Annotated in this window: 19 protein-coding genes and 1 riboswitch; of the genes, 13 read left to right on the top strand and 6 right to left on the bottom strand. The window is 42.3% G+C overall.

The genetic code is table 11. The annotated features are described in order from the left end of the window. Positions 1–52: 52 nt before the first annotated feature. From E4K68_RS05890 to E4K68_RS05880, 3 genes are read right to left on the bottom strand one after another with little or no spacing between them, the layout of a single operon-like run. The gene (locus E4K68_RS05890; protein WP_199241696.1) at positions 53–892 is read right to left on the bottom strand and encodes a metal ABC transporter permease; all 840 of its coding nucleotides are present in this window, start codon (positions 890–892) and stop codon (positions 53–55) included. Then, positions 876–1,697: a metal ABC transporter ATP-binding protein gene (locus E4K68_RS05885; RefSeq protein ID WP_135378134.1), complete on the bottom strand. Its 822-nt coding sequence runs from the start codon at positions 1,695–1,697 to the stop codon at positions 876–878. The genes E4K68_RS05890 and E4K68_RS05885 overlap by 17 nt, the downstream gene beginning before the upstream one ends. Before the next feature lie 2 nt (positions 1,698–1,699). Continuing rightward, entirely contained in the window at positions 1,700–2,638 is a 939-nt protein-coding gene (locus E4K68_RS05880) for a metal ABC transporter substrate-binding protein (protein ID WP_135378023.1), read from the bottom strand. A gap of 245 nt (positions 2,639–2,883) precedes the next feature. Between E4K68_RS05880 and E4K68_RS05875 the strand changes: the two genes are divergently transcribed. From E4K68_RS05875 to E4K68_RS05855, 5 genes are all read left to right on the top strand, one after another. Continuing rightward, a complete protein-coding gene (locus E4K68_RS05875) occupies positions 2,884–3,321 on the top strand; it encodes a Fur family transcriptional regulator (RefSeq protein WP_135378022.1) in 438 nt (145 codons plus the stop codon). Positions 3,322–3,653: 332 nt separating this feature from the next. Then, positions 3,654–5,459 (top strand): ABC transporter ATP-binding protein, encoded by a 1,806-nt coding sequence (locus E4K68_RS05870; protein ID WP_135378021.1) that lies wholly within the window; start codon positions 3,654–3,656, stop codon positions 5,457–5,459. 21 nt (positions 5,460–5,480) lie between these two features. Then, entirely contained in the window at positions 5,481–6,245 is a 765-nt protein-coding gene (locus E4K68_RS05865; RefSeq protein WP_135378020.1) for an acyl-ACP thioesterase domain-containing protein, read from the top strand. A 259-nt stretch (positions 6,246–6,504) separates the two neighbouring features. Further along, complete coding sequence (locus E4K68_RS05860; RefSeq protein ID WP_135378019.1) at positions 6,505–6,963, top strand: pyridoxamine 5'-phosphate oxidase family protein; 459 nt, start codon at positions 6,505–6,507, stop codon at positions 6,961–6,963. Between the two features lie 148 nt (positions 6,964–7,111). Beyond that, positions 7,112–9,076 (top strand): PAS domain S-box protein, encoded by a 1,965-nt coding sequence (locus E4K68_RS05855; protein WP_135378018.1) that lies wholly within the window; start codon positions 7,112–7,114, stop codon positions 9,074–9,076. A gap of 136 nt (positions 9,077–9,212) precedes the next feature. Here the strand turns inward: E4K68_RS05855 and E4K68_RS05850 are convergent, their stop codons facing one another. The 3 genes from E4K68_RS05850 to E4K68_RS05840 all read right to left on the bottom strand — a co-directional run bounded on the left by E4K68_RS05850 (position 9,213) and on the right by E4K68_RS05840 (position 11,838). Beyond that, positions 9,213–10,064 carry a MetQ/NlpA family ABC transporter substrate-binding protein gene (locus E4K68_RS05850; protein ID WP_135378017.1) on the bottom strand — a complete coding sequence of 284 codons (852 nt, stop codon included), beginning with the start codon at positions 10,062–10,064 and terminating at the stop codon, positions 9,213–9,215. A 69-nt stretch (positions 10,065–10,133) separates the two neighbouring features. Then, positions 10,134–10,805, bottom strand: coding sequence for a methionine ABC transporter permease (locus tag E4K68_RS05845; protein ID WP_135378133.1), 672 nt, complete (start codon positions 10,803–10,805; stop codon positions 10,134–10,136). Between the two features lie 7 nt (positions 10,806–10,812). Next, the gene (locus E4K68_RS05840; protein ID WP_135378016.1) at positions 10,813–11,838 is read right to left on the bottom strand and encodes a methionine ABC transporter ATP-binding protein; all 1,026 of its coding nucleotides are present in this window, start codon (positions 11,836–11,838) and stop codon (positions 10,813–10,815) included. An 89-nt stretch (positions 11,839–11,927) separates the two neighbouring features. Further along, positions 11,928–12,026: riboswitch (SAM riboswitch) on the bottom strand. A 170-nt stretch (positions 12,027–12,196) separates the two neighbouring features. On the opposite strand from E4K68_RS05840, the gene E4K68_RS05835 reads away from it, so the two are divergent. The 8 genes from E4K68_RS05835 to hisB all read left to right on the top strand — a co-directional run bounded on the left by E4K68_RS05835 (position 12,197) and on the right by hisB (position 19,957). Next, the gene (locus tag E4K68_RS05835) at positions 12,197–12,508 is read left to right on the top strand and encodes a YerC/YecD family TrpR-related protein (RefSeq protein ID WP_135378015.1); all 312 of its coding nucleotides are present in this window, start codon (positions 12,197–12,199) and stop codon (positions 12,506–12,508) included. 20 nt (positions 12,509–12,528) lie between these two features. Further along, the gene (gene hisZ / locus E4K68_RS05830; RefSeq protein ID WP_135378014.1) at positions 12,529–13,680 is read left to right on the top strand and encodes an ATP phosphoribosyltransferase regulatory subunit; all 1,152 of its coding nucleotides are present in this window, start codon (positions 12,529–12,531) and stop codon (positions 13,678–13,680) included. A gap of 340 nt (positions 13,681–14,020) precedes the next feature. Then, a complete protein-coding gene (locus E4K68_RS05825) occupies positions 14,021–15,100 on the top strand; it encodes a 6-phosphofructokinase (protein WP_135378013.1) in 1,080 nt (359 codons plus the stop codon). 75 nt (positions 15,101–15,175) lie between these two features. Beyond that, entirely contained in the window at positions 15,176–15,658 is a 483-nt protein-coding gene (locus E4K68_RS05820) for a type I restriction-modification system subunit M N-terminal domain-containing protein (RefSeq protein WP_135378012.1), read from the top strand. Positions 15,659–16,030: 372 nt separating this feature from the next. After that, positions 16,031–16,708 (top strand): ATP phosphoribosyltransferase, encoded by a 678-nt coding sequence (gene hisG / locus E4K68_RS05815; protein WP_135378011.1) that lies wholly within the window; start codon positions 16,031–16,033, stop codon positions 16,706–16,708. A 119-nt stretch (positions 16,709–16,827) separates the two neighbouring features. Beyond that, positions 16,828–18,105: a histidinol dehydrogenase gene (hisD, locus tag E4K68_RS05810; RefSeq protein ID WP_135378010.1), complete on the top strand. Its 1,278-nt coding sequence runs from the start codon at positions 16,828–16,830 to the stop codon at positions 18,103–18,105. Positions 18,106–18,285: 180 nt separating this feature from the next. Then, entirely contained in the window at positions 18,286–19,380 is a 1,095-nt protein-coding gene (gene hisC, locus E4K68_RS05805; protein WP_135378009.1) for a histidinol-phosphate transaminase, read from the top strand. Next, positions 19,373–19,957: an imidazoleglycerol-phosphate dehydratase HisB gene (gene hisB / locus E4K68_RS05800; protein WP_135378008.1), complete on the top strand. Its 585-nt coding sequence runs from the start codon at positions 19,373–19,375 to the stop codon at positions 19,955–19,957. Before hisC ends, hisB begins: the two co-directional genes overlap by 8 nt. Positions 19,958–20,066: the final 109 nt, after the last annotated feature.

Raw genomic sequence — 20,066 nt, 5'->3', positions numbered from 1 at the left:
AATAAAGTGAGCGCTAAACTATACCTAGATAACGAAGGGGCGTCGATAGTCTTCAGCCAAGTCTCAACTTGACAATAAACGTTACGGCAAAAAAGGCTGATGAGATTAGCACTATGGTTGCCCCTGTAGCGGTTCCCCATAAATAGGATAAAATCAATCCTGACACGCCCGAAATCAGAGCGATTAACACCGAGTAGATATGGTATTGCCTCATATTCTTTGCGATGTTCCGTGAAGAAGCGGCCGGTAATATGAGCAGTGAACTGATAATAAGTATTCCGACCCATTGAATAGAAATTGTCACGATAACAGCCATCATCATGGTAAATAAATACTCATAGAGTCGAACATTAATTCCTCGGCTACGTGCCAGGGAAGGATTCATACTTGCCATGAGAAGTCGATTGAAAATTACGCTCCATAAGGCAATCACTAGGACAAAGACAATGCTTAGTGTCAACAAATCGGTGGGGTTAATACTCAACAGATCACCAATAAGATAAACTGAGTATTTGCTAAAACCGCCGTTTCGAGACAATATTACTATGCCAAGGGCTACTGCGGTAGAAGAAAACACCCCAATGATAGTATCAGTCGAAGCCGTATTTGCTTCTTTGACAACTAGAATGGCTATTGTAATCAATACTGAAAAGAAGAGCATAGACCAGATAGGATTTTTTATGCCCAGTATAACTCCAATCGCAATTCCTGTTAAGGCAGAGTGGCCTAATGAATCAGAAAAGAAGGCCATTTTGTTATTGACGATCATTGTACCCAGCAATCCGAAAATGGGCGTTACCAACAAAACCCCCAGGAGTGCATTCTTCATAAACGCATGCTGTAACCAGCCGAAAGGCAGCAACAACTCCACCAAACTATACCATAAATGCATTATCCACCCTGTCCTTCTCGTTTCTTAGAATGCGTTTTGACCAATCTAAACCAAACGTTTGGATTACCTTTTCGTTACTGAATACTTCTTCTGGGGTTCCCCCGCATTCTATCGTTTTATTGTTGATAAAGGCCACACGATCGGCGTACTCCGCTACCAAATTTAGGTCATGGGAAACCAAGATAATCGATAAGTCGTAATTTTTTCGAAGAATAGACAGTGTTTTATAAAATAACTCTAAACCCCTTTGGTCAATGCCTGACACGGGTTCATCCAGAAGTAAGAGATGAGGAATTGGATCAAGGGCGAGAGCTAGTAAAACCCTTTGCAACTCCCCTCCGGATAAGGTACCTAAGCGTTTATCGATTAACTGCTCTGACTGAGTTCGGGCTAGAGTTTCCCTTACACGTTCACGCATTCTTTTAGGATAAGAAAACCAGATCGGCATCCTTGCGTGGGCTGCTGCAAATAAATCAAGGACACTTGTTGGGGAGCTTGAATCGAGATCAAGCTTCTGTGGGACATAACCCATAGTCGGTTTAGTTGTTCCTTCGTTCTTGGCATCAAGAAATTGAAGTTCTCCAGTATGAGGGACCTCACCTAAGATAGCCTTAAGGAGCGTGCTTTTTCCAGCACCGTTAGGACCGATAATCGCCGTCAAATCTCCGCAGTGAATGTGGAGATTGACATTTCGTAATATTTCTGTTCCACCACGAGAGACACCAAAATTTGTAACTTTCGTACAACATAGCCCACACTTACAGGATGTTCCTTGACAACTATGAGTACATTTAGGTTGTATCATGTTCATTTTAGAGCCTCTTGCAACGTTTTAAGATTGCTATCCATTATATTGAGATAAGCATCTGCTTCCATAGGTCCAGTTACTACTGGGTCAAGCGTGTAAATTTTGGCACCAGTCTCTTTAGCAATAGTATCTGCCGCTTTCGAAGAATATTGTGGTTCTGCAAAGAGGGCGTTTACCTTCAGACTTTTTACCCGATCTATTGTTGCTGCCAATTCCTTGGCACTGGGTTCCGAACCTGGTTCGCGTTCAATGACCCCTGCAATGTTCAAATTAAATTCTTTTGCGAAATAAGGAAATGCCTCATGAAACGTAACAATATCACGGTTTTTTACACCATCTAATACTTGATGCATTTTATCTCTTTCTACTTCCAATTTTTTAACGTACTCATTGGTGTTTTCCTTATATTTAGGGGCATTAGTGGGATCTAGTGAAGAGAGTTGATCCCCAATATTTTTCACCTGTACAATGGCATTAGAAATACTCACCCAGACATGAGGATTATCTCCTACATCGCCTGCCCCTTTAATTAACGGTATCCCTTTACTGGAATCAACGATTTTTAGATTTGGCATTTGGCCTGTAATTTTATCCATAAAGGATTCCATTCCTGCTCCGTTGGTTATGAGGACTTTTGCTCCCTCAAGATTCTTCATGTCTGCAGGAGTTGCCGCATAATCGTGAAGGCATCCTGCCGTGGGCTTAGTCATATCGATAACGTTGACATTAGGCATGTCTTTTGCAACGTTTAAAGCGAAGATATACATCGGGTAGAATGAAGCAGCGATTGTTATCGACTTTTCGGTACTGTTTGTAACTGAGCTAGAACCTGCGGCTTGACTAACAGTAGCCTTAGACTCGTTGTTAGCCCCACACCCACTTAACACTAACAAGCTCAATAAAATAAGACAAAGATACTTAATCGATTTTGAATACATTGAATTACCCCTTTTCCTCTTTGGCAGATGCAAGTGCTTTGCATTTGCAGACCCTCTTAAAATTATACTCTATTATTGACAATTGTAAACCATCTCTAAACTCTTTATATCGTTGAATAAAATCCTATACAATTGAAGTTGGATGTTGAAGTAAAGCCGAGACAAGTTTTATTGTCCTAAAGATTGCTAAAATATTTAAAAGTATTAAAATGAACATAGATTAAACTATAATTAAGAATTAAAGGATGATCGTTTTGGAAGAAAACACTAGATATAAGGAAGTTTTAAAAAAAGAGGGGGTTAAAAGTACTAAACATAGGAATGCCATTCTAGAATTACTCGAACAGTCAGAATCTCCACTGACAGCGGAACAGCTATTTATTTCGTTACAGGAAAAGACGGAGTCTATTAATCTTTCGACAGTATATAGGACTCTTGATACATTTGCTTCTAAAAATCTGGTCATTAAATCAAACAGAATGGATGATGGTAAAGCACGGTATGAACTTAATCACAACGAGCATAAACACCATCTTTTCTGTGTGGGTTGTCACAAAGAGATTTCTATTGAAGAGTGCCCTATAGGAGAACTTCAGCTGAGTTTGAAAAAGAAAATTGATTTCGACGTTACCGGCCATAAGTTAGAAATATATGGCTATTGTCATAATTGTAAAAAGGTATAATAATTCGGGGTCAAAGCCTTTTGAGAAATCTCTCATGTGATTGGGGTTTCTTTTTTTGCTTAATTATAGTGAGAAAGTTCGTGGAGCGCTAATTCTTGAGTCCATACGCCAGCTTGGAATATCATAACTAGCTACTTAAACAATTGTCAGGATTTCAATGTGGTAGGGACTCGAAAACCGCAAGAATAGACCATAAAGTTGGCTAGTAAAGTCGATTTTATGGTCTGTTTTGTTGTCGCCATTACTTGTAGCTGGTCTTATAATTTCTAATGGAAACAACTATGTTATAATCATTGTAGGTTTTCGGTGTCAAAACTATAGGAGTTGGTAACATGAAACAAGGAATCGGCAGAATGAGATTTGCAGATGAAAAAATAGAGATGCCTCAGGTTACGAAAAAGATGCTAGGTCGAATATTGAGCTACTTTTTTCCCTACTGGATGCAAATGCTTCTTGTCATTGGCTCAATAATCGTAGCTTCTATACTGGGGCTTGTACCACCGATGCTCATTAGAAATATTTTAGATAAGGCATTACCACAGAAGGATCTTAAGCTTTTAAGCCTTTTAATTGTTGTTTCCATAGGGATCACGATACTCCTTGGACTTTTACAAGTAGCTCAGTCCTATTTAAGTATTTGGATTTCCAAACATATAATATTGAATATGAAGAATCAAATGTATTCCCATTTGCAGCAGATGTCTTTAAACTTTTATTCCTCTGCAAAGCCTGGGGAGATTATTACCAGAATAACGAGTGATATTGATGGCATTCAAGATATCTTTAACTCCACTGTTGTGAATGCTTTAAGTAGTTTCATTGTTCTTATTTCCACAGCCATTGTACTAGTAACGATGAACTGGAAGCTTGCAGTTGTAGGTATGATTATACTACCAACCTTTATAATCCCTACTAGGAAAGTAGGTAAAGTAAAATGGAAAATTGCCACTAAGAGTCAAGGGAAGATGAGTGAGCTTAACCAGATTGTCCAGGAGACACTTAGCATCAGCGGAACCATACTTACAAAAGTGTTTACTAAGGAGAAGGATGAATACGAGAAATTTGCAAAGACGAACGAAGAGGTTATAAACCTTCAAATAAGGGAATCGGTTGTGGGTAGATGGTTTAGGATGACGATAACCACGTTTATATCCATTGGACCGATGCTTATTTACTTTTATGGAGGGTATTTATTTATTAAGGGTGAGATAACGATAGGGAGCATAATAGCTTTTGTGGCGCTATTGGGAAGGCTCTATTTGCCAGTTTCACAACTGTCTAATATTCATATTGATGTTATTAGGTCGTTGGCCTTGTTTCAAAGAATCTTTGAGTATTTCGATCTGAAACAGGAGATAGAAAATAAGCCAGGCGCTACCAGTTTAGAGTCAATAAAAGGTAAGGTTGACTTTGAAAAGGTTTATTTCTCTTATAACAGTGCGGTTAAAGTTCTAGAAGATATCAATTTTTCGGTAAATCCAGGCACTATGGTGGCACTGGTTGGATCCAGCGGTGCAGGAAAAACTACCATCACAAATTTAATTCCAAGATTATATGAAGTCGTTAACGGCCGTATTAAAATAGATGGTCGAGATATCAAGGATGTAACCTTGGAGTCGCTTCGACAGCAGATAGGGATCGTGATGCAAGAGCCATATCTCTTTAATGACACAATAGAAGAAAATTTGAGATATGGAAAAGAAGATGCCACGGAAGGAGAGATAATAACGGCTTGTAAGTTGGCCTATATTCATGATTTTATTATGACGTTGCCGGATCACTATAAAACATTGGTAGGGAATAGAGGGATAAAGTTATCAGGGGGAGAAAAACAAAGAGTTTCTATTGCAAGGGTGATCTTGAAAGACCCTAGAATTATCATTCTTGATGAGGCTACCTCTTCATTAGATTCGGTCTCTGAGTTGTATATTCAAAAGGCAATGGTGCCTTTGTTGAAGGATAGAACAAGTTTTGTAATTGCACATCGCTTATCAACGGTTCTTGCATCTGATCAGATTCTTGTGATTGACAATGGGACGATTGCAGAGAGTGGAAACCATGCGCAATTATTAAAAAAAGAGGGTCTCTATAGGAAAATTTACGATACACAATTCAAGGCACAGATAAAATCTGAATGAAACGAGTAGGTGGGTAAAACTATGCTGAACCCGAGATTTAGAATGGAATTTGAAGTCCATTATCACGAAGTCAACCCTCAGGAGAAGGCCACGCCTCTGACCATATTATATTATTTAGAAGATGCAGCAATCTCTCATTCTGAGTCAGTTGGGTATGGGGTTGGGCGTTTAAGATCCGAACAACGAGCTTGGATTTTAAACCGTTGGCATCTCCAGATCGATCAGTACCCTACATACGGCGAAATGGTCATCATTGAGACTTGGCCGTCTAACTTCGAACGGTTTTATGCAACGAGGGAATTCTTGATTAAGAACTATAGGGAGGAGGTTATTGGCAGAGCGACGTCTTTATGGATATTTATGAATACAGAGACAAAGAGACCCTTAAGAATTGGCCTCGAATTCCGAGATGCTTACGGATTGGACCCAGTACGAGCGATTGAAGACCCCTTTGATCAGCTACAAGCTATTTCAAAAGGCGGAGGTGTGAGTGAAGAAGAACAGATCTTTTTAGTTAGACGCAGCGATATTGATACTAATGGGCATGTCAATAATGCTAATTATCTTCAGTGGATGCTCGAAGTCATTCCTGAAAACATCTATCAGCAGAATCAGCTTATCTCCCTAAAGATTATATACAAAAAGGAAACAACTTATGGATCGACCATTCGCTCGAAATGTTTGATCGAGGACTCAGGATCGACAAGATCAGTGTGCAGACATGTTATACTTGGAGATAATATGGATCAGGAACTTGCAATAGCCCAAACAGTTTTTCTGCATTAAAACAACCTAAGTTTTTTGCGGATTCAGTATACAATACTCTTTCCTTGATCTTCTGCAGGAATTCTAGGGACCTTTGTATAATATTAATCATTTATACCAATTTATACATGCGTTTTCACCTTTCATTAGCAGTTTCTTGATAGGTAGCAGGTGTTTGGGGCATCTAGTTTGGTTTGTTACAAAATTCAATAGGTCAACCGGCCCAAAGAAGTGGGCATTGTTATTGATTATTAAGAAACAATTGAAATGAGGCAAAAACATGCGTAGAAACGATAAGGAGATCACTGAACAGAAACTATTGGACGAGATAATGAAGAAAGCTCAAGTGTGTCGATTAGCCGTATCCTATCAAACTATGCCTTATATCATTCCAATGTGCTTCGGTTACGAAGCTGAGGTCTTGTATTTTCACTCAGCATCAGAAGGTTTGAAACTATCAATCCTTCGAGAAAATCCTCAGGCTTGCTTTGAAGTGGAGATTGATACACAGGTTGTTCCGGGTGACCAGGGATGCAACTGGACGATGCGTTATCAGAGTGTCATTGGTTTCGGTGAAGTTGAATTCATCGAAGAGTTAGAGGATAAGCGTAAGGGCATGAAAATCATCATGCAACACTATGCGGACGAGAGAATTTCATTTGTAGATGCGGGTTTGTCAGGAGTCACTCTTTTTAAGTTAAATATTAATACGATGATGGGTAAAAAATCGGGTTATTAAACTCGAAATACTATTTCTCTTCCGATATTTATAAAATTATAGGAAAAGAAGAGCTGCCGTGTCATAGAAATGAACATCTTAGCATACTTTGGAAGAATTATAGGGTGTTCAGTACGGCGCAATTTTATTGAGAAAAGTGGTATCGAAAATGTCCAATGAAGAAGTAATCGTTGATTTTGGCCAAGAACTTGCTTTAGTCAATTTTCAAGAAGATAAAGAAATTTGGGATCGCATCTTTACTGAGAACCCTTGGGGCATAGCGGTTTCCGATGCCATAAGTGGGGAATTGCTAAAAGTGAATCCGCGTTACACGGATATGCATGGATATTGTGCTGAAGAGTTACTAGGCAGATCAATGTATGGTTTATTGTGTGCTTCGGGGCATCATGATGATATTCAGAGAATATATCATAAGGTTCATGACAAGGGTCATTATGAGTATAATTCTATTCATGTTAGAAAAGATGGAAGCTGTTTTCCAGTTCACATTGATAACTATGAATTAACCGTAAGTGATCGATGCTTACGGGTTGTTTCCATTTGGGATATTACTGAAAGTGAGCAGAAAGAAAATGAATTGCGTCGGTATCGAGAAAGTTTAGAGGAATTGGTCGAATTACGGACTGCAGAACTGCTAAGAACGAATGAGCAACTCCGAGATGAGATCATCCAAAGAGAAACTGCTGAAAATGAGTTAGCCATAGTTAATCAAGAACTGTCGAATACACTGGAAAGTATTAGTGATGGTTTTTTAGCCGTAAATCGCCAATGGATTATAACACATGCTAATAAGGCTATGGTTAAAGCAAACGAAGCTAATGGCTTTAATGGTAATTTAGTAGGGACTAATTTCTGGGATATTTATGATCAAGGCAATAAGCTGATAACAAACTCTTGTCTGAAAGTAATGAATGACGGGCAACCTACACGATTCGAATCAAATGAACCATTCATGGGATTCTGGCTTGAAATCAGTATTTATCCAACAGAGAATGGAATCTCAATTTTTTTCCGCGATATAGATGAAAGAAAAGAAATCGAAAAGGCGGTGGAAGAAGAGCATCTTCGCTTATATTCGTTATTTGATGGCTTTCCCGGTCTCATCTATGTACAAGAAGAAAATTATAAAATACGTTATGCTAACAGGAATTTTCAGACTAAGTTTGGCTCCTGGGAAGGACGATCTTGCTATGAAGTCATCGGAGGGTTGCTCTACCCGTGCATAGATTGCGAAACCCCCATGACTTTTAGGAATACTACATCTTTATGGAAAGAGGTAATGTTCGATAATCGTGTGTATGAGGTATATGCACAGCCCTACACTGATGTCGATGGCTCAAAGTTGATCTTCAAAGTGCTTATTGACATTACAGACAGAAAGAACGCTGATCGTGAATTAGCTCGCATGGAAAGACTTAATATGGTGGGAGAAATGGCAGCAGGTATTGCCCATGAGGTAAGGAATCCACTCACGACAGTTCGCGGTTTTCTACAATTGCTCGGCTCCAAGGACACTACCAAGAATAATCACAAATTTTATGAATTGATGATTCAAGAACTAGATCGGGCGAATGTAATTATCTCTGATTTTTTAAGTTTGGCTAGAGAAAAATCTACCGATTTCGGGTTAATAAATATCACGGAGATCGTCAGGAATTTATCCCCCTTGTTATCTGCGGATGCGATTAATCAAGACAAACGATTAAATCTAGAGCTGGAACCGGTCACAAACATTCAAGGAAATGCCAACGAAATACGACAACTACTTCTGAACTTAGCAAAAAATGGACTCGAAGCTATGCAGGGTGGTACGACACTTACGATTCAAGCCCATGAAGTAGGAAACCATATCATACTTAGAATTTGTGACCAAGGAGGGGGGGTTGATCCCGCGATACTCAAAAAATTAGGGACTCCTTTTTTAACAACGAAAGAACGTGGGACTGGGTTAGGAATCGCAATATGTCAGAGTATTGCCCTTCGCCAGAATGCTGTAATGAGTTTCGAATCAAGTCCTACAGGGACAACGGTTACCGTCGAGTTTGCAGGGGATAATGGTGAGAACTCTGAGATTAGCAATTCGAAACCATATACTCCGGGACTATGCTTATAATGTGTCTTAAAGTGATTTTACAGATACACTTGTTTTAGCATAGAGAAGAGAGATAGAAAGAGGACGAAATCCTTGAGCGGATTTCGTCCTCTTTAAAGTTACGAGGTGATTAAAATGTAAGTCAACCTACGTTTTTCTAGAATGCAGCAACGATTGACCCTTTGTATTTGTCTTCAATGAATTTCTTAACCTCAGGAGAGGTTAAGGCTTTCGCTAACTTTTGTAAAGCTGGGTCATTTATTTTGCTGTCTTTGACGACTAATATATTTGCATAAGGTGAGTCTTTGTCTTCAGTAAAGAGGGAATCCTTGAGTGGATTGAGTCCACCTTCCAGAGCGTAGTTTGTGTTGATCACTGCACCTGCAATTTTGGGATCTTGGATTACGCGAGGAAGCTGAGGGGCATCGATCGGGGTGATTTTGAGTTGCTTAGGGTTTCCTGTGATATCATTAACGGTTCCTTTGATCCCTACTCCGTCTTTCAATTGGATGAGACCGGCTTTGGCTAGTAAGGCTAAGGCACGACCGTTATTGGAAGGATCATTGGGAACAGCAAGAGTATCTCCAGTTTTTAAGTCGTCTAGTTTAGTGATTTTCTTAGAGTAGACACCCATTGGCTCGATGTGGACTTTGGCAATCGAGGCAAGCTTTAGGTTATGATCTTTGTTGAAAGAATCAAGGTAAGGTGTATGCTGGAAGAAGTTGGCATCGATATCTCCTGTATCCAAGTCTAAGTTAGGACGAACATAATCGGTGTAGCTCACGATTTTTAGGTCAATGCCTTCTTTAGCCAAGGCTGGTTTAATGTATTCTAAAATTTCCGCATGAGGAACTGGGGTAGCGCCCACTTTAAGGACGGTTTTAGCAGTTGTATCTGATGTAGCTTTTGAGGTGTTTGACGTACTGCCGCATCCGGTAAGGCCGAGAGAGAGAGAAGCCAAGATGACGAGTGATAATGCGAAATAACGATGGGTTTTGAATTTGAACATGTTTTTCTCCTCCTAATTGTTTAGTTTCTTTTTAGCGTTTAGGTACTATTTAATATCTATATTAATCATTTAATAATGAGAAAGCTTACGTGCGAGCGCATTACCCAGAGATTGTAAGCTCTGAACGATCACGACCAGAATGATGACGGTCACAATCATAATATCGGTCCGGAAACGGTTGTAGCCGTATTGAATGGCAAGGTCTCCTAACCCTCCCCCACCAACGGCACCAGCCATGGCAGTATAACCGATGACACTAATCGTCGTGATGGTAATGCCTAAGATCAAGGAAGCTTTTGCTTCAGGGAGAAGGACCTTTTGGATAATTTGTAGGGGTGATGCTCCCATGGATAAGGCAGCCTCGATCACGCCATAGGGGACTTCTTTGAGGGAACTTTCTACTACACGTGCCACGAAAGGGGCCGCTGAGATGACGAGAGGGACAATGGCTGCAGTGGTGCCAATAGACGTGCCGACGAGAGATCGAGTCAATGGGATGAAGGCCACTAACAAGATGATGAATGGAGCGGAACGTAATATATTAATAGCGGTTCCTAAGATCCGTTCTACCCAAGGGTTGGGTGCTATATGGCCGGTAGAGGTAACAACCAAGATGACACCTAAAGGGAGTCCTATAATGTAGGCGAGTATCGTTGAAACAATGACCATGTAGAGGGTTTCAGCGACCGCAGGAGAAACGAGTTGGGATAAATCACTCCAAAAAGAGGCTTGGAGAAGCATAGCTGGATCAAAGGGCACGTTGGATCACCTCCACTTTTAATTCGCGAGATGCTAAGTATTGATGTGCTTGTCCAAGCTGTTCGGGGTTTCCTTGTAGTTCTAAGGTTAGGGTGCCAAAAAGTGTGGATCTCAAATGGTCAATACTTCCATAAAGAATATTCGCTCTTACGTCGCAGGTTCGCAGTAAATCGGTGATAATCGGATCTGAGGCTCGTGACCCGAGGAATTGAATCCGGATGATTTCAGAGTCTTGGTGGGTTGAAAAGTCTCTTAGAAGGTCTGCCGGAAGTTCATTTGGGAAAACGGTTGCAATAAATTCTCGAGCGATATCAGACTGAGGTTGTATGAAGACAGACTCGACCGGGCCGTATTCAACGATTTGAGCTGCATGAATTACTGCAACGTCACTACATATTTCTTTGACCACTTTCATTTCATGAGTGATCATAACAATGGTCAAGCTTAGCTTTTGGTTAATATCGCGAAGAAGGTTTAGAATAGAAAGGGTGGTCTGTGGGTCAAGAGCAGATGTCGCTTCATCGCACAAGAGGACTTTAGGCTTTGTGGCAAGCGCCCGGGCAATGCCCACCCGCTGTTTCTGTCCACCACTTAATTGAGCAGGATAAGCAGTAGCTTTCTCTTCGAGGCCGACAAGGCGGAGTAATTCCTCGACACGCGCTGTGATTTCCTTCTTGGGTAGTTTGGCTATTTCCAAAGGAAAGGCAATATTTTCTGCTACAGTCCTTGATTGAAGGAGATAAAAGTGTTGGAATATCATCCCAATATTCTGACGAGCTTGACGGAGTGACTTACCGGAAAGTTTAGTCAGGTCTTGGCCAGCAACGACGATTTGACCGCTCGTGGGTTTTTCAAGTAGGTTCAAGCAGCGCACAAGTGTACTCTTTCCGGCACCACTTAGTCCAATAATGCCGTAGATGGCACCTTGTGGTATGTGTAGGGAAACATTGTCAAGGGCGATAACCGTTCCTGCACGGGATGAGTAAGTTTTCATGAGTTGTTTAATCTGGATCAAGGACGGTCCTCCTTTGTCTTAGGTCGCAACGTTCTAAACACAACAAAAAACTCCGCGAAGAAAACCCGCGGAGTGACCATTCGGTTTTCCTCTTATCTCTCAGATTTTTCTCTGCAGGATTTAGCACCGTGCTTAATGCCGGTTGCCGGGTTTCATCGGGCCAGTCCCTCCACCTCTCTGAATAAGAGTTCTATAAAGTTTTAAATGTGTTAAGCCAATTGCTAATCGATATTTGTATTCTAGCACAGGGAGTTAGAGTTTTGCAAGAGGAAAATTATACATTGAAAAAGCTTGACAATGGAGCTGTCCTTTAATAGATTAAAGGAAGAAAGCAATGCTGTCAGAGGAGGGTAATCCCATGTCTAGCGATGAGCGTCTACAGAATCCGTTAACGGATGCCTTATGCGAAGCCGTTTTATTGCTTAAAAGCAAAGAAGAGTGTTATCGGTTCTTTGAAGATATAGCAACGGTCGCAGAAATAAAGGCTTTGGCCCAGCGGCTAGAAGTTGCCAAGATGCTCCAAAGGAATGAGACTTATACGGCGATTGGGGAAGTAACAGGAGTAAGTACAGCTACGATTAGCCGTGTGAAGCGTTGTTTGAATTTTGGAGCCGACGGATATCAATTAATTTTACGACGTTTACAAGAACAAAGAATTGAAGAAAACTGACAAGAGAGAAGGTAATTATTGTGCTAAGAACGAATTTAGGACAACGTATTCCTGAGGGCATGCGTGATTTACTACCTGAGGAAATCGCTGTGCAAGAACGTTTAGAAGAAGAAATTCTTACGCTTTTTCGGCAGTGGTCTTATCAGAAGGTGTTGACTCCTACCCTTGAATTTACTGCCTGTGTCCAACCTGATGTTGAGCAAGTGGATTCGTTATATAAGTTCTTTGACCGTGAAGGGCGTATTTTAGCGTTGCGCCCAGAGCTGACCATCCCGATCGCGAGACTTGTCAGCACCCGAATGCGAGGCGGAGATTTTCCAATACGTCTATGCTATGGTGCTGATGTCTATCGAAATACCTCAGTTAGACATCGGGAGTTTCGCCAAGTCGGCGTAGAACTCGTCGGTTCCGACCAAGAACTAGCTGATGCAGAGGTGATCGCTCTCGCTGTAGAGGCGATTGCAGGTTTGGGTTTGAAAAACTATCAATTTAATCTCGGTCATATGGGGATCTTTTCGGGACTCATGCTGGAAGCAGGGGTCGATGAGGGGATACGAGCCGAGCTGGAAGATGCGTTGGCTCGTAAAGACATGGTTGGTGTGGAAAGTTGGGTAAGGCAAAGCGGGTTAAATGAACGAGTTCAGGAGCTATTGCTTCGTTTACCCCATTTTCACGGAGGAGAAGAAATCCTAGACGAAGTTCTCGAGTGGAGTGAGAGACCTGCTATTCGGGAAGCAGTCGAACGTTTAAGACGGATTTATGGGCATTTGAAAGAGTTTGGAGTTCAAGAGAATGTGTCTCTTGATTTAGGAATTCTGCGTGGTTTTTCCTATTATACTGGGGCGGTTTTTGAAGGGTATGTTCATGGAATGGGTTTCCCAGTGGTCGAGGGAGGGCGCTATGATGCATTATACGCCGATTTTGGCGTTCCGCAGCCGGCAACCGGGTTCGCAATACACCTTGGAAATCTTTTAGAACTTTTCCCACTTCCAGCCGTGAAGGGGGCTGATGTCTTGGTCTATGGTTCTAATGATGAGCAGATCATTCGCCGCTGTCAGGCCTTAAGGGCTGAGGGAAAACGGGTTGAAATGGCCTTAGGAACAATCGGAAACGATGAAGCCCAGAAAATAGCATCGCGGAAGAATATTGGTCAGTGTGATTATGTCGGGTAGACGGGGATTAAGACGAGGGGATATGACGATATTTGCGTTTATAACGCAAAGTCGCTTGGAAAAGCGCTGGAGAACACATGTGGGAAGGGCCAAAACGACGAGGAAGCGTGGACGGTTCTGTTGCTTCCTGCCACGTTTGGAGATGTCTTTGTCTTTCGGCGCTTTGAACATGTTTTATATTCGAAACTTCCTATGTTAGCATTGGATAGACGATCTAGGTGAGCGATTCTAGGAACGTTAGATAATTGAAGATTTCTCTAGAGTGGAGGTTGATAAAGTAATTTAATGGAATAGATATAAGGTTTTCATTTTCTACTAATACGAGAAAAGGAGTGGAAAAATGCGTAAACTTGCGGTTCTTACGGGTGGTGGGGATTGCCCTGGGCTTAATGCGGTGATTCGAGCGGTTGCAAAAAGTGCGCACCAATATGGTATTGAGGTGCTCGGAATTCGAGATGGTTTTCGTGGTGCGGTAGAAGGGGATTTCTTGTCTCTTGGTTTGAGGGATGTTTCGGGTATTTTACCTCGGGGTGGGACGATTCTGGGAACAACGAATCGTGATAATCCGTTTGCTTATGTGACGAAACTCAATGGAGTCACTCAAACAATCGACCGTTCTGATGATGTTATACGAAATTTAAAAGAGCGCGGTGTGGATGCCTTGTTAGCAATTGGCGGGGACGGGAGTTTGAAAATCGCCCTTGAGTTCGTGAACAAGGGGCTTTCTGTAATCGGAATTCCGAAAACGATCGATAATGATTTGATGGCTACTGATCAAACCTTCGGTTTTCAAACAGCGGTAGATACAGCTCAGGAAGCCTTGGATCGTTTACATACAACCGCAGAATCCCATCATAGGGTCATGATTCTAGAGGTAATGGGGCGCTATGCCGGATGGATAGCTTTGTATGCAGGTGTCGCTGGTGGTGCAGATGCTATCTTGATTCCGGAAATATCTTATAATATAAATCGGGTCGCTTTATCTATCCAGCAACGGGCAAAGCAAGGAAAGAAATTTAGTATTATTGTTGTAGCTGAAGGCGCTAAGCCTTTGGGTGGCGAGATGGTGGTTGAACGTGTGGTTTCTGAGCGATGCGACCCCCTCAAATTAGGAGGTATTGGTACTAAATTAGCTAACGATCTTGAAGAACACTATGGCATGGAAACACGAGTGACGGTGCTCGGACATCTTCAACGTGGAGGTTCCCCTAATGCGTACGATCGGGTGCTTTCTACTCGTTATGGTACAGCTGCGGTGGATGCTGCACTTGAGGAGGAATTTGGAGTTATGGTAGCTCTTCGGGGTAGGGATATAGTGCGGGTACCCATACATGAAGCGGTCGATAAGCTTAAACAAGTGCCTTTAACAGATCCCTTACTGTTAGCAGCACGCACTCTTGGAATTGAAATGGGAGATTGATTCTTGGAAGGAATTGGGGCAACCTTCGACGAAGTAAACAGGGAACAATCTATGTGAAATTAAGGAGAATGAACAATGAGTGAAAAACTATCCCTAGCTCAGCTTGAGAGTTTCCTTGATGAAACCTGTGATTCTTTGCGTGGTAACAGGGAAGCTGCGGAATTTAAGGAATATGTTATTTCAATTCTTTATTTAAAGCGTTTAAATGACAGGTTTAAGCTCGAACGTGAGGCTAGGCGTAATAAGCTCACGACCAAGGGTTTATCTCAGAGTCAAATAGAAGAGGAATTAGAAAAGAGAGAGTTTTATCGATTCTTTGTACCTAAAATGGCCCGCTGGGATAGAGTCAAACAAGAAGAGGAAGACTTGGGATCATACCTAATGAAGGCCTTTGCGGAGATTGACGATATTAATCGGGGTTGCCTAGGGGTACTAAGAACCATCGACTTTAATAAGACTACTGAAAATGGAAATAAGTATATATCGAATGCTGATCTAGTTGGGTTGATACAGGATTTTGAAAGTTTAAAGTTGTCGGATGATAACTTGGATTTTTGATCAAAGTACATAACGAGAAGAGACAAGCCGAATTATTGGGCCTGTCTCTTTTTTGTATTGGCTAAATGTATGGTAAAATTAATGTACTTATCTGGAGAGCCTGTCCGTCCCAATCAGGAAGGATAGGTTTTTAATTTTTAGACTTGCAATTGTTGATTCCAGTAGTGCTAAAGAAAGATGACCGATTCCAGTGGGAGATGGGCGTAGAATCATAGTGATTGATGATTAATTAAAAATAGGGGTTGCCAGGGCAGACGTACGTTGTTATAATACTAATATATTAGCACTTTAACTAAGTAAAGCGATAGAATAACTGAAGCAACTAATTTATTATAAGCTTTAGTTTTATGGGATATAGAAAGGGGATGCCTCATGGAACGGGATTTTTTAACGATTGCGTTGCCCAAAGGAAAGTTGTTGATTGACTCTATCCAATTGTTGAGCCGTATTGGAATTGAATGTAGTCATGTGGATGAAGATTCGAGAAAGCTCTTCTTCGATCTTCCAGATAGTAAGGTTAAACTGATTATATGCCGTCCTACGGATATCCCGACGTACGTTGAGTATGGAGCAGCAGATCTTGGGTTTGTTGGTAAGGACACCTTGCTGGAAGAAAATAAGGATGTGGCCGAATTACTCGATCTCAAATTCGGCTATTGTCGCTTTGTGGTTGCTATGCCTGAAGCGAGTGTACCTCCCAAGCTACCGAGTGGAGAGTATGATTTAAACGGATTGAACCATCAACGGGTAGCCACGAAGTTTCCTCGTGTAACGGAAACCTTTTTCAGCGGGTTAGGCATGCAGGTAAATCCAATTAAACTTCACGGTAATATGGAGCTTGCTCCGTGCGTCGATCTGGCAGAAATGATTGTCGATATTGTTTCCACTGGAAAAACACTCAGGGAAAATCATTTAGTTGAGGTCGCGCCGATTTTGGAAGCGACCACGCGCTTGATCGCTAACCGTGTGGCCTACCGCATGAAATATGAGCGAATTCGGGATTTAGTCGAGAGTTTGAGGGAAGAATTTAAAGAGAATTTATCTGTTTAAAATCTAAGATTTAGAGCGTAGTTTTATGGGGTATCGTCGTTGTTTTAAAGATTATAATTCAAAAGTTTGATAAGGGCTGACCAGAGACTTATTTAAGAGCAGAGCGAGGGGAGAATGTCGTGAAGGTAGAGGACTTAAAGACGATTGATTTAAATCGCCTCACACGGAAATCGTATGGAGACGATGAAACATTAGAGCGGCGTGTTGCTGAGATTCTCAAACGGATCCAGGAGGATGGGGATGAGGGGATCTTTCAGATGACCGAGGAATTTGATCATGTTAACCTGCGTCAGAGCGGATTGAGGGTCACCGAGGAAGAAATTCAAGGAGCCTATCGAGACGTGGGTGAGGATTTCTTGGAGGCTTTACGGACTGCTAAAAGAAATATTTTCAGCTTTCACGAGAAGCAGAAGCGAACTTCTTGGTTGGAACCTAATTTGGACGGGAGTATGCTTGGGCAACTCTTACTTCCGCTCAAACGTGTGGGAATTTATGTTCCTGGAGGAACGGCTTCCTATCCATCGTCTGTTTTGATGAACGCTTTACCCGCGGTTGTGGCAGGGGTTGACGAAATTGTGATGGTCAGCCCGCCGAGGGCGGACGGCACGCTTCTTCCAGAGGTTTTGGTGGCGGCAGCCGAGGCAGGTGTGACCGAAGTGTACAAGGTTGGAGGGGCTCAGGCAATAGCTGCGTTGGCCTATGGGACGGAGATGATTTCCCCCGTGGACAAAATCACCGGACCAGGGAATATTTATGTGACTTTAGCCAAAAAACAGGTTTTTGGAACGGTGGATATAGATATGCTTGCTGGGCCAAGTGAGATCTTGATCTTAGTAGATGAGAGTGGAAGTCCAGAAGAATTAGCTGCGGATTTGCTTTCTCAAGCTGAGCATGATCGTTTGGCTTCGGCTATTTTAGTCTCTCCCTCTCGTCGACTTCTTGAAGAGACTATCTCTGAAGTGGAGCGGCAGCTCGAAGAATTACCCCGTGCCGAAATTGCCAGAGCTTCCTGGGAAACGTATGGTGCGGCGATTTTGGTGGCGGATCTCCAGGAAGGGATGGACTTGGCGAACAAAATTGCTCCAGAACATTTCGAGCTGGTTGTTCAGGATCCCTACTCTTGGTTAGGAAAAGTTCGAAATGTTGGTGCGGTTTTTCTGGGACGGTATTCACCCGAACCAGTCGGGGATTACTTTGCTGGGCCGAATCACGTTTTGCCAACCGGTGGGACGGCGCGGTTTTATTCACCGCTTAATGTCGATACGTTCATGAAAAAAGTTAGTGTAATCGGGTATTCGGAAGCAGCTCTAAAACGAGATGCCAAGCAGATCGCTTTACTTGCCCGTAGTGAAGGGCTGGAAGCTCATGCGAGGGCTGTAGAAGTTCGGTTTAAGTAGTCGTTATCAATTAGTTGATCGGATTACATTTATAACAGCAGGTGATCTTATATAGAATGAGTGATTATATAAAGAATGATAAACGTCAGGTGAATTAGGATAAGAGCAATTCCGATTAGTTGTAAATGTGAAAGGATGTGAAAACCTGGTTTAATCGTACGACATAGAAACCAGGGAACGATGGAAAGAATGTCAAATAATCCTGAGAGGTTCGTTCGACCTGAAGTTCGTAAGCTCGCTCCTTATGAGGCGAAGGTTGTACCCCAGTGTGTTAAACTGGATGCCAATGAAAATCCTTTTCCTTGGCCAAAGGGAATGTATGAAGCGCTGTTTTCTGAGGAACTGGCGTTTAATCGATATCCAGATGGGATGGGCAAGGATCTTAAGAAGGCTATTGCTACTTATACGAAAACATCTCCAGAAGGAATTTTGATAGGCAATGGATCGGATGAACTGATCCAGCTGGTCTTACTCACGTTCGGCGGTTTGGGAAAATCGTTGATTATCCATACTCCAACGTTCGTCATGTATCAGATCGCCGCTCGCCTAACAGATACAACGGTCGTACAAGTTCCGCTCTCGAACGGTTTAGATTTAGACATGGAGAAGATGTTAAAGGCAGCACAAGCTCCAGAGGCTCATGTGATGATTGTTTGTAATCCCAATAACCCCACCGGTTCACTATTCCCCCGAGAAGAAATTCTAAGGCTGGTTCGAGAAAGCGGCAAAATCGTCGTGGTGGATGAGGCGTATGCCGAGTTTTCGGAGGAGACGCTCATTCCTGAAATTGAGAGGTATCCCAACTTGATCATTCTGCGGACCTTTTCTAAGGCCTTTGGAATGGCAGGTCTCCGCTTGGGGTATTTGCTCGGGCAACTAGAGACTATTTCGTTAATCAATCGGGTGCGTCAACCATTTAATGTTAATTCTCTAAGTCAAAAAGCGGGGATATTAGCCCTCGATTACTTAGATGAGTACCAACTGCAAATTCAACAGATCAAGGCAGAAACGCAAAAATTGCAAGAAGAATTAGCGACCGTTCCAGATGTCTTGGTTTATCCGACCCGAGCGAACTTTATTCTCTTTAAACCCACGAACTCGGACAGCTGGGCAGCTGAGTTGTTAAAACGGGGGTTCCTGGTTCGCAATATGGGTGACCTCCCAACTCTGGGGAAATGCCTGCGTATCAGTGCGGGGCTTCCTGAGGAAAATGAAGGGTTTATGCGAGCAATTCGAGAGATTAGTGCAGGTTCGAGAGGAGAAAATCATGCGTGAAGCTTATATCGAACGCAAAACTAAAGAAACGGAAATCAGCGTCCGCCTGAACCTTGATGGGTCGGGAGAATCCCAAGTGGAGACAGGAATTGGTTTCTTTGATCATATGCTGACGGCATTTGCTCGTTTTGCTTATTTCGATCTGATTCTTCGGGCTAGTGGTGATTTAGAGGTGGATGCTCACCATACGATCGAGGATTGTGGTATTGTCTTGGGGCAAGCTCTTAGGGAAGCTTGTGGCGATAAGATGGGGATCGAACGACTCGGGGAGGCCCTTCTTCCTATGGATGAAGCCCTAGTTCAGGTGGCTTTAGATCTCTCTAATCGTGCCTATCTCATTTGGGATGTAAATTGCCCAGACGGCATGGTCGGCGAGTTTCCAGTTGAGATGGCGGAGGAATTCTTTCGGGCGTTGGCAGTACAAAGCGGACTCACCTTGCATGTCAGACAGCTCTCAGGTAAGAATCGTCATCATATTCTGGAAGCTGCTTTCAAAGGGGTTGGGAGAGGTTTGGGTTTGGCCCTACGCACGAACACTCGATATAGCGGTATTCTCTCCACTAAAGGAGTTTTGTAGATTAATTCGAGGTGTAGTGTTGTAGTTTTGAGCTAAGGGTTTAAAGAGAAGATTCTTGCAGCAAATTAGTTTTGGATAAATAATGCGATTGAACATTCCGGGAGGAATC

The sequence above is a fragment of the Desulfosporosinus sp. Sb-LF genome, assembly GCF_004766055.1.
In the GTDB taxonomy this organism is placed as follows: domain Bacteria; phylum Bacillota; class Desulfitobacteriia; order Desulfitobacteriales; family Desulfitobacteriaceae; genus Desulfosporosinus.
This window is presented reverse-complemented; position numbering and strand designations above follow the sequence as displayed.